Origin of the sequence: Micromonospora sp. NPDC047753 (genome assembly GCF_040642735.1) — a bacterium.
Lineage (GTDB): Bacteria > Actinomycetota > Actinomycetes > Mycobacteriales > Micromonosporaceae > Micromonospora.
The window spans coordinates 1-9,089 of record NZ_JBEYSL010000270.1 but is presented as its reverse complement, the minus strand read 5'-3'; the positions used below and the strand labels follow the sequence as shown (position 1 = coordinate 9,089).

Here is a 9,089-nt window from a genome sequence, read left to right as displayed (position 1 = left end):
GGGTTCTCCTGCGAAGTCTGCTGGGTCGACACGGCCGGTAATCGCCTCTTTCACGCCGAGTCGGCCGGCGGGCCCGACGAGCCGGGCCGGGCCGGGCTGGGTACGGGTGCCCCCGGGGTCGGACGAGTCGGTGTGGGTGACGGCGCCGCCGGCGCGGGGCGGGCCGCTGCGGCGGACCTGCCCGCCGGGGTGGGCCGCAGCGCACCCGGGTCGGCGCTGGACACGAGCCGGGGCTGCGGCGCGACCCCGGCGACCCGGGACGCGGCCGGCCCGGGCCCCGGGTCGTCGCCGACCGCCGACCCGGTGGGAGGGTCCTCGTGGTCCCGCGCCGCTCCTCTGCCCGTCACGACGTTCATTGCACACCGCACCAGGAGGTGAAACGGGCAGGTGAGCCGCGTGTCGACGACAAATCGGACCAACGGGCGAGGTGGTCGGCCCGGTCCGCCGGTCGGGCACCCCCTATTGGTTCGCGAACGCCCCGGACGGGTCACTAGGCTCACTGCTCATGAGTCACGTTCTCGCGGCAGTGGCCTGGCCCTACGCCAACGGCCCCCGCCACATCGGCCACGTCTCCGGTTTCGGCGTTCCCTCCGACGTCTTCGCCCGGTACATGCGGATGGCCGGCCACGACGTGCTCATGGTCTCCGGCACCGACGAGCACGGCACCCCGATCCAGGTGCAGGCCGACGCCGACGGGGTGACCCCGCGCGAGCTGGCCGACCGGTACAACAGGGTGATCGTCGAGGACCTGCACGGCCTCGGTCTCTCGTACGACCTGTTCACCCGCACCACCACCCGCAACCACTACGCGGTGGTGCAGGAGTTGTTCGAGGGGATGTACCGCAACGGCTACATCGTGCCGAAGACCACGATGGGCGCGATCTCCCCGTCCACCGGGCGCACCCTGCCCGACCGCTACATCGAGGGCACCTGCCCGATCTGCGGGTACGACAGCGCCCGCGGTGACCAGTGCGACAACTGCGGCAACCAACTCGACCCGATCGACCTGATCAACCCGAAGTCGCGGATCAACGGAGAGACTCCGAAGTTCGTCGAGACCGAGCACTTCTTCCTGGACCTGCCGGCCCTGGCCGAGGTGCTGCGGCAGTGGCTGGACACCCGCGAGGGGTGGCGGCCCAACGTGCTGCGGTTCTCCCGCAACCTGCTCGACGACCTCCAGCCCCGGGCGATCACCCGTGACCTGGAGTGGGGCGTACCGATTCCGCTCGACGGCTGGCGCGACCGGTCGGACAAGCGGATCTACGTGTGGTTCGACGCGGTGATCGGCTACCTGTCCGCCTCGATCGAATGGGCCCGTCGCTCCGGCGACCCGGACGCGTGGCGGAAGTACTGGTCCGCCGACGGCGCGGGCAAGGACGCCCGGTCCTACTACTTCATGGGCAAGGACAACATCGTCTTCCACTCGGTGATCTGGCCGGCGCTGCTCTCCGGCTACTCCGGCGAGGGCTCCCGCGACGGTGAGCCGGGCGAGCTGGGTCGGCTCAACCTGCCCACCGAGGTGGTTTCGAGCGAGTACCTGACCATGGAGGGGCGCAAGTTCTCCTCGTCCCGCAAGGTGGTCATCTACGTTCGCGACTTCCTGGAGCGCTACGACGCCGACGCGCTGCGCTACTTCATCGCCGCCGCCGGCCCGGAGAGCAACGACACCGACTTCACCTGGGCCGAGTTCCTGCGCCGCAACAACGACGAGTTGGTCGCCGGTTGGGGCAACCTGGTCAACCGGTGCGTCTCGATGGCCGCGAAGAACTTCGGGACGATCCCGCCGGTCGACCCGGCCGGGCTCACCGAGGCCGACGAGGCGCTGCTCGCCGTCGCCCGGACCGGGTTCACCACCGTCGGCGACCTGATCGGCCGGCACCGGCAGAAGCAGGCGATCGGTGAGGCCATGAAGGTGGTCGCCGAGGCCAACAGGTACCTCTCCGAGCAGGCGCCCTGGAAGCTCAAGGACGAGGCGGACAAGCCCCGGATGGGCACCATCCTGCACGTCGCCCTTCAGGTGATCAGCGATGCCAACACGCTGCTCACCCCGTTCCTGCCGCACTCCGCCCAGCAGGTGCACGAGCTGCTCGGGGGCACCGGGGTGCACGCGCCGATGCCGGTGATCGAGCAGGTCGACGACCTGGACGGCGGCCCGGCGTACCCGGTGCTGACCGGGGACTACACCGTCGGCGCGCGCTGGGAGTCGGTGTCGATCGAGGCGGGCCGTCCGCTGGCCGCCCCGAAGCCGGTGTTCCGCAAGCTCGACCCGTCGATCGTCGACGAGGAACTGGCCCGGCTCGCCGACTGACCGCACGGCGCGCGGTGGCGGGTGCACCGCCGCCGCGCGCCGTCACATCGCGTACCGGGTGTCCATCACCTGGTCGTCGGTCACCTCGGCGCCCGGCGCCCAGGCCTCGTAGACGCCGCGTTCCTGGCACTGCGCGCCGGTCGTGACGACGGTGTCCGGGTTCGGGTAGCGCAGGCGCACCCGCAGCCAGCCGGCCTCCTCCCGCAGCACCAGGCACGGCACCCCCCGCCACTGGGCGAACCGGAGCCGGCGGGCCACCGCGTCGACCGGGTAACGGGCCGCCCGGGTCATCGCCAGCACCCGGAACCCGCCGGGCAGGTCGGCGACCGCCTCGTACTCGCTGTCGCCGTACATGCCGACCAGCTGGGTGGAGCGGGGGACCTCGGCGTTCGGCACGTACTCCTGGTCCGGGGAGAGCCCCGGCACCGCGGCCAGCAGGTGCCGCCACTGCGGGCCCACCATCCGCAGCCACCCGCGCTGCTCGGCCTGGTAGGTGTAGAGCACCACCTCCATCCCCTCCGCCGGGTACGCGATGAGGGCGGCGTTCGCCGGCATCGGCAGATCGGCGAAGTCCCGGGTGACGAACTCCGGGATGAGCTGACCGTTGCTGGGCACGAAGCCGGTGCCGAGCACCGGGGCACCGAGCCGGTCCCGGGCGGCCAGCGCGGTCAGACCACGGTGTGCCGGGCCCACCGGCACGTCGTAGTCGCCCGGGTCGGACGCGCGCCAGCGCAGCGCGTACGTCACGTCCGTGCCGTCCCGGCCAGCGTCACCGTCCGTACGCAGCACCGTCGTCGCCGCCGGCGTACGCAGGTGCGCCACATCGTGCTCGCGGTAGCAGAAGCCGTGCGGCAGCCAGCCCCGTACGTAGCCGGCGAGCTGCTGGGCCGAGAGCACCTTCATCATCCGGGTGCCCCGCCGGACCACCGCCGACGCGCGCGCGGCCACCAGCATCGGGTCGCCCGCTGCCGCCGGTTGCTGGCTGAGCTGGTGCAGGTACGCCCAACCCCGCTCGCGGTGAGCGGGCATCAGCAGCGGCGTCTCCGGCTCGTCGGCCGGCTCCGTCAGCCCGTGCACGGCTGCCACCTCGGTGACGTGCACGAACCGGTGCCACGGCAGGGCGCTACCCGGGCGGGGTGCCCACTCGAAGCCGGCCACCTCGTCGGCGCTGAACAACTCGTACGCGGCGCCCCGGGCGATCTCCTCCGCCGGGTACACGCCACCACCGAACGCCACGTTCAGTCCGGTCCGTTCGCCGGCGCTGCCACCGGCCTGGGGAGTGACGCTCATGCCGTCGCCTCGCTGCTCGGTGGGATGAGGTCCGCACGCTGTCGCGTCCGCTCGTGAGCGACCGTAGAGTCGCGCGGCGTAGTCGGGGTGAACGTCGGGTGGCGGGCAGATGGACAGGCCCGGTGTGTGATGCTGTCGCTGATGAGCGAGCCCACTGAATCCCGCCGCGAGCGTGCCGCCCGGCGGGCCGGAGAGTTTCCGCCCGCCCCCGAGTCGTTGCCCCGGGCGGTGCTGGACAGCCACACCCACCTGGACATCACGGTCAGCGAGGCCGGTGTGCCCGGCGGCGGGCCGGCCGACGACCCGGTCGCCGTGGCCATCGCGTTGGCCACGAAGGTCGGGGTGGACCGGCTGGTCCAGGTGGGCGTGGACGTCGCCTCGTCCCGGTGGGGCGCGGACACCGCCGACGAGTACCCCGCGGTGCTGGCCACCGTGGCGCTGCACCCCAACGAGGCACCCCGGCTCGGCGACCTCGACGAGGCGCTGCGGGAGATCGAGTCACTCGCCGCCCGCGACCGGGTCCGGGGGATCGGCGAGACCGGAATGGACTTCTTCCGGACCGGCGACGAGGGACGTGCCGCGCAGGAGAACAGTTTCCGGGCGCACATCGCCATCGCCAAGCGGTACGACAAGACGCTCGTCATCCATGACCGTGACGCGCACGCCGACGTGCTGCGCATCCTCGACGACGAGGGTGCTCCCGACCGGGTGGTGCTGCACTGCTTCTCGGGCGACGCCGACTTCGCCAGCGAGTGCGTCCGCCGTGGCTACCTGCTGAGCTTCGCCGGCACCGTCACCTTCGGCAGCGCGACGGCGCTACGCGAGGCCGCCGCGCTCACCCCGCTGGATCAGATGCTGGTGGAGACCGACGCCCCGTACCTCACCCCGATGCCGTACCGCGGCCGGCCGAACGCGTCGTACCTGATTCCGCTCACCGTCCGCGCGCTCGCCGCGACCACCGGCAGCGACCTGGACGAGCTGTGCGCGGCCATCTCCGCCACCGGCGAGCGGGCCTTCGGCCCGTGGTGAGCCTGCTCGGCCCGGCGGAGATCCGGGAACTCGCCGCCCGGTTGGGCGTCGCGCCCACCAAGAAGCTGGGCCAGAACTTCGTGCACGACCCGAACACGGTGCGTCGGATCGTGACCGCCGCCGGCCTCACCCCCGACGACGTGGCCCTGGAGGTGGGGCCCGGGCTCGGCTCGCTGACCCTGGGGCTGCTGCCGGTCGCCGGGCACGTGCACGCCGTGGAGATCGACCCGGTGCTCGCCGGGGCGCTGCCGGAGACCGTCGCGCGGCACGCCGAGGGCGATGCCGCCCGGCTCACCGTGCACCGCGCGGACGCGCTGCGTATCGCCGCCGCCGAGCTGGGCGACCCGGCACCGACGGCGCTTGTGGCGAACCTGCCCTACAACGTCGCCGTGCCAGTCGTGCTGCACCTGCTCGCCGTGCTGCCCACCCTGCGCCACGGCCTGGTGATGGTGCAGAAGGAGGTCGCCGACCGGCTCGTCGCCGGTCCCGGCTCCAAGGTGTACGGCATCCCGTCGGTGAAACTCGCCTGGTACGCCCAGGCCCGGAGCGCCGGCAAGGTGCCGCCGAACGTGTTCTGGCCGGTGCCCAACGTCGACTCCGGCCTGGTCGCCTTCACCTGCCACGAGCCGCCCCGCATCGACGTACCGAGGGAGCGGGTCTTCGCCGTGGTGGACGCCGCGTTCGCGCAGCGGCGCAAGACGCTGCGCGCCGCGTTGGCGGGCTGGGCCGGTGGTGCGGACCGGGCCGCCGCGGCGCTCACCGCCGCCGGCGTCGACCCCGGCGCCCGTGGGGAGTCACTGACCGTCGAGCAGTTCGCCGCCATCGCCGCGTCGGCCCCGGCCGGTACGCCGGCCGGGAAGTAGGCTGACGCCGTGCCCGCCCAGGACGCTGAGGAGCTGATCGTGGCCAAGCCGTTCGACATCCGCCTGCCCGTGCGGGACATCACCCCGTGACCGAGGCCTGGCGACCGGACGACGACGAGCGACGCGGAGCCATCGGCCCGGTGCGGGTACGGGTGCCCGCGAAGATCAACCTGCACCTCGGGGTGGGCCCGCTGCGCCGGGATGGCTACCACGAGCTGAACACCGTCTACCACGCCATCTCGATCTACGACGAGCTGACGGCCCGCCGGGGCGACACCCTCGCCCTGACCATGGAGGGTGAGGGCACCGGCGAGCTGGCCCTGGACGACACCAACCTGGTGATCCGTGCCGCGCACGCCCTCGCCGGGTACGCGGGTGTGCTGCCGCACGCCCGCCTGCACCTGCGCAAGCAGATCCCGCTCGCCGGTGGGTTGGCCGGCGGCAGCGCCGACGCGGCCGCCGCGCTGGTGGCCTGCGACGCGCTCTGGGGCACCGGGCTGTCCCGCGACGAGCTGGCCGGCATCGCCGCCGACCTCGGCTCGGACGTGCCGTTCCTGATCTACGGTGGCACCGCGCTGGGCACCGGCCGGGGCGAGGCGGTCAGCCCCGTGCTGGCCCGCGCCACCTCCTGGCACTGGGTGGTGGCGATCGCCGACGTCGGCCTCTCCACCCCGGCCGCCTACCGGGAGCTGGATCGGCTCCGCGACTCCGGTGCCGCCGGTACCCCGCTGGGCAGCACCGACGCGCTGCTGGGCGCGCTGCGCCAGCGTGACCCCCGCGTGCTCGCCCGTACGCTCGGCAACGACCTCCAGGACGCCGCCCTGGCCATGCGCCCGGCGCTGGCCGACACTCTGAAGGCTGGCGAGGCGGCCGGCGCGCTCACCGGCATCGTCTCCGGCTCCGGTCCGACCTGCGTGTTTCTCGCCGCCACCGCAGCCGACGCGGAGCGGATCGCCGCCGAGCTGACCACCGCGGGTGTCTGCCGGGAGGCGCGGGTCGCGCACGGTCCGGTAGCCGGCGCCCGCGTCGGCTGACGACCCGTTCCACCGGAGCTGCCGGCGCGCGGCGCGGGCGTTCGGGGCTTCCGCGTACCCTTGGGACAGGCGTCCAGGTGCCCGCCGGCACCGGGACGCCTTGATCATGAAGGGTGGAACGTGGCGAACATCGTCAATCTGGACCGGGTGTCCAAGGGGTACGGCGCCGCCGGGCGGCTGCTCACGGACGTCTCGCTCGGCCTGGACGACGCCGACCGGATCGGCGTGGTCGGCCTCAACGGCGCCGGCAAGTCCACCCTGCTGCGGCTGCTCACCAAGCAGGAGGACCCCGACGACGGTCGGGTGACCCACCGCCGTGACCTGCGTGTGCTCTGGCTGCCGCAGCAGCTCACCCTCGCCCCCGAGGCGACCGTCCGGGACGTGGTGCTCGGCACCGCCTGGCTCGCCGAGGGCATGGGCGCCGAGCACGAGTGGGCCGGCGACTCCGGGGTGCGGGCCATCCTCGACGGCCTCGGCATGCCGCACCTCGGCCTCGACCAGCCGGTCGGCCCGATGTCCGGTGGCGAACGCCGCCGCGTGGCGCTGGCCGCGCTGCTCGTGCGCGACTCCGACCTGCTCATCCTCGACGAGCCCACCAACCACCTGGACGTCGGCGGGGTCGACTGGCTGGCCCGGCACCTGGTCGGCCGCAAGGGCGCCCTCGTCGTGGTCACCCACGACCGGTGGTTCCTGGACGCGGTCTGCACCAACACCTGGGAGGTCGCCGACCAGACCGTCCGCGCCTACGAGGGTGGCTTCGCCGCCTGGACCCTCGCCCGCGCGGAGCGCGAGCGGGTCGCCGCCGCCACCGAGGCCCGCCGGCAGAACCTGCTCCGCAAGGAGATCGCCTGGCTGCGCCGTGGCCCGCCCGCGCGGACCTCCAAGCCGCAGTTCCGCATCGACGCCGCGAACGCGTTGATCGCCGACGTGCCCCCGGCGCGCGACACCATGTCGTTGCAGCGGATGGCGGTTTCCCGCCTGGGCAAGCAGGTGTACGAGCTGGAGAACGTCGAGCTGCACGCCGGCCCGAAGGAGATCCTGCGCGACACCTCCTGGCTCGTCGGCCCCGGCGACCGGATCGCCATCCTCGGTGCCAACGGCGCCGGCAAGACCACGCTGCTGCGGATGCTCGCCGGCATCACCCGCCCCGACGGCGGTCGCCTCGGCACCGGCTCCACGGTGCGGCCCGCTTTCCTCTCCCAGGAGCTCACCGAGCTGCCCGGGCACCTGCGGGTGCTGGAGGCGGTGGAGGATGTCGCCCGCCGGGTTCAGCTCGGCGACCGGGAGGTCTCCGCTTCGCAGCTCGCCGAGGTGTTCGGCTTCGACGACCGCCGGCTCTGGACGCCGGTCAGTGATCTCTCCGGTGGGGAGCGCCGCCGGTTGCAGATGCTGCGGCTGCTGGCCGGCGAGCCCAACGTGCTGCTCTTCGACGAGCCCACCAACGACCTGGACACGGACACCCTCGCCTCGCTGGAGGACCTGCTCGACTCGTGGCCCGGCACGATCATCGTGGCCAGCCACGACCGCTACCTGATCGAGCGGGTCACCGACACGGCGTACGGAATGTTCGGCGACGGTCGACTGGTGCACCTGCCGGGCGGTGTGGACGAGTACCTCGCGCGGACCGCCGAGCGGGCCGGCTCTCCCCGGGCGGGCGTGACCTCGACCTCCGCACCCGGTGCTCCCTCAGGAGGCGGCATGACCGCCGCCGAGGTCCGGCAGGCCCGCAAGGAACTGACCCGGCTGGAGCGGCAGCTCAGCAAGCTCGACCAGCGCGAGACCACGCTGCTCGATCAGCTCGCGGCGGACGCCACCGACTACGCCCGGGTCGCCGAGTTGGACACCCAGCTGAAGGATCTGCGCGCCGAACGGGAGCGGATCGAGGAGAGCTGGATGACCCTCGCCGAGGACCTGCCCGAGAGCTGACCGGCCGGGCGCGCCGGCCCGGCCCCCGTGTGCGGCGTCACACCACCACATGCGAGACAATCGTCGGCGACACCTACCCCACGGCGTTGGAGACACAGACATGGCACACACCCCCGTCAACCACCCCGCGCGGCCGATCTACCGGGCGATCGGCGGGCTGACCGGTCTGTACCTGGTCGTCTTCGGGGTGCTCGGCATCATCGCCAGCACCGGCAACGAGATCCTCGCCCAGGACGACACCCGGGTCCTCGGTCAGGGCACCAACCTCGGCTTCTCGCTGTTCAGCGTGCTGGTCGGGGTCGTCGTGCTGGTCGGCACCGCGCTCGGCCGCAACATCGACGTGGCGATCAACCAGTGGCTGGCGTACGGCCTCATGGTGGTCAGCCTGGCCGGTCTCGCGTTCATCCGGACCGACGCCAACATCTTCAACTTCAGCATCACCACTGTGGTCGTGGTGATGACGGCAGCCCTGGTGCTGCTCATGGTCGGCATGTACGGCAAGGTCGGCACGGATGATGAGGCGGAGGCGTTCCAGAAGGCTCGTCTCGTTCTCTGATCTGCTCTGGTCGTGGGTTTTCCGCCGGAGCCCGAGCTGCTCCGGGCGGTCAGGCTTGATCCCTGCGCAGCTCGGGCTCCGGC

At 72.7% G+C, this 9,089-nt stretch carries 7 protein-coding genes and 1 pseudogene; 7 read left to right on the top strand and 1 reads right to left on the bottom strand.

The window, feature by feature from the left end:
- Together ABZ749_RS21585 and metG are read left to right on the top strand one after the other, a co-directional pair.
- Positions 1–378: pseudogene (locus ABZ749_RS21585) on the top strand (hypothetical protein); the annotation flags it as partial.
- Positions 379–505: 127 nt separating this feature from the next.
- Entirely contained in the window at positions 506–2,308 is a 1,803-nt protein-coding gene (gene metG / locus ABZ749_RS21580; RefSeq protein ID WP_355005141.1) for a methionine--tRNA ligase, read from the top strand.
- 42 nt (positions 2,309–2,350) lie between these two features.
- Here the strand turns inward: metG and ABZ749_RS21575 are convergent, their stop codons facing one another.
- The gene (locus ABZ749_RS21575) at positions 2,351–3,598 is read right to left on the bottom strand and encodes a hypothetical protein (RefSeq protein WP_357230304.1); all 1,248 of its coding nucleotides are present in this window, start codon (positions 3,596–3,598) and stop codon (positions 2,351–2,353) included.
- Between the two features lie 129 nt (positions 3,599–3,727).
- Here ABZ749_RS21575 and ABZ749_RS21570 point away from each other — a divergent pair, with 129 nt between their 5' ends.
- The 5 genes from ABZ749_RS21570 (at position 3,728) to ABZ749_RS21550 (ending at position 9,006) form a co-directional block, all read left to right on the top strand.
- Positions 3,728–4,627, top strand: coding sequence for a TatD family hydrolase (locus ABZ749_RS21570; RefSeq protein WP_357230302.1), 900 nt, complete (start codon positions 3,728–3,730; stop codon positions 4,625–4,627).
- Positions 4,621–5,490 carry a 16S rRNA (adenine(1518)-N(6)/adenine(1519)-N(6))-dimethyltransferase RsmA gene (gene rsmA, locus ABZ749_RS21565; RefSeq protein ID WP_355005144.1) on the top strand — a complete coding sequence of 290 codons (870 nt, stop codon included), beginning with the start codon at positions 4,621–4,623 and terminating at the stop codon, positions 5,488–5,490. The genes ABZ749_RS21570 and rsmA overlap by 7 nt, the downstream gene beginning before the upstream one ends.
- Positions 5,491–5,576: 86 nt before the next feature.
- Entirely contained in the window at positions 5,577–6,524 is a 948-nt protein-coding gene (locus tag ABZ749_RS21560) for a 4-(cytidine 5'-diphospho)-2-C-methyl-D-erythritol kinase (RefSeq protein WP_357208226.1), read from the top strand.
- A 120-nt stretch (positions 6,525–6,644) separates the two neighbouring features.
- On the top strand, positions 6,645–8,450 hold the full coding sequence (locus ABZ749_RS21555; protein ID WP_357208228.1) for an ABC-F family ATP-binding cassette domain-containing protein: 1,806 nt from the start codon (positions 6,645–6,647) through the stop codon (positions 8,448–8,450).
- Between the two features lie 100 nt (positions 8,451–8,550).
- The gene (locus tag ABZ749_RS21550; RefSeq protein ID WP_355005148.1) at positions 8,551–9,006 is read left to right on the top strand and encodes a DUF4383 domain-containing protein; all 456 of its coding nucleotides are present in this window, start codon (positions 8,551–8,553) and stop codon (positions 9,004–9,006) included.
- Positions 9,007–9,089 lie beyond the last annotated feature (83 nt).

What these genes read in the sequence shown, in the direction of transcription:
- metG (WP_355005141.1), top strand. Translation starts at nt 506, where the DNA reads ATGAGTCACGTTCTCGCGGCAGTGGCCTGGCCCTACGCCAACGGCCCC.
- ABZ749_RS21550 (WP_355005148.1), top strand. Translation starts at nt 8,551, where the DNA reads ATGGCACACACCCCCGTCAACCACCCCGCGCGGCCGATCTACCGGGCG.
- ABZ749_RS21575 (WP_357230304.1), bottom strand. Translation starts at nt 3,598, where the DNA reads ATGAGCGTCACTCCCCAGGCCGGTGGCAGCGCCGGCGAACGGACCGGA.
- ABZ749_RS21570 (WP_357230302.1), top strand. Translation starts at nt 3,728, where the DNA reads ATGCTGTCGCTGATGAGCGAGCCCACTGAATCCCGCCGCGAGCGTGCC.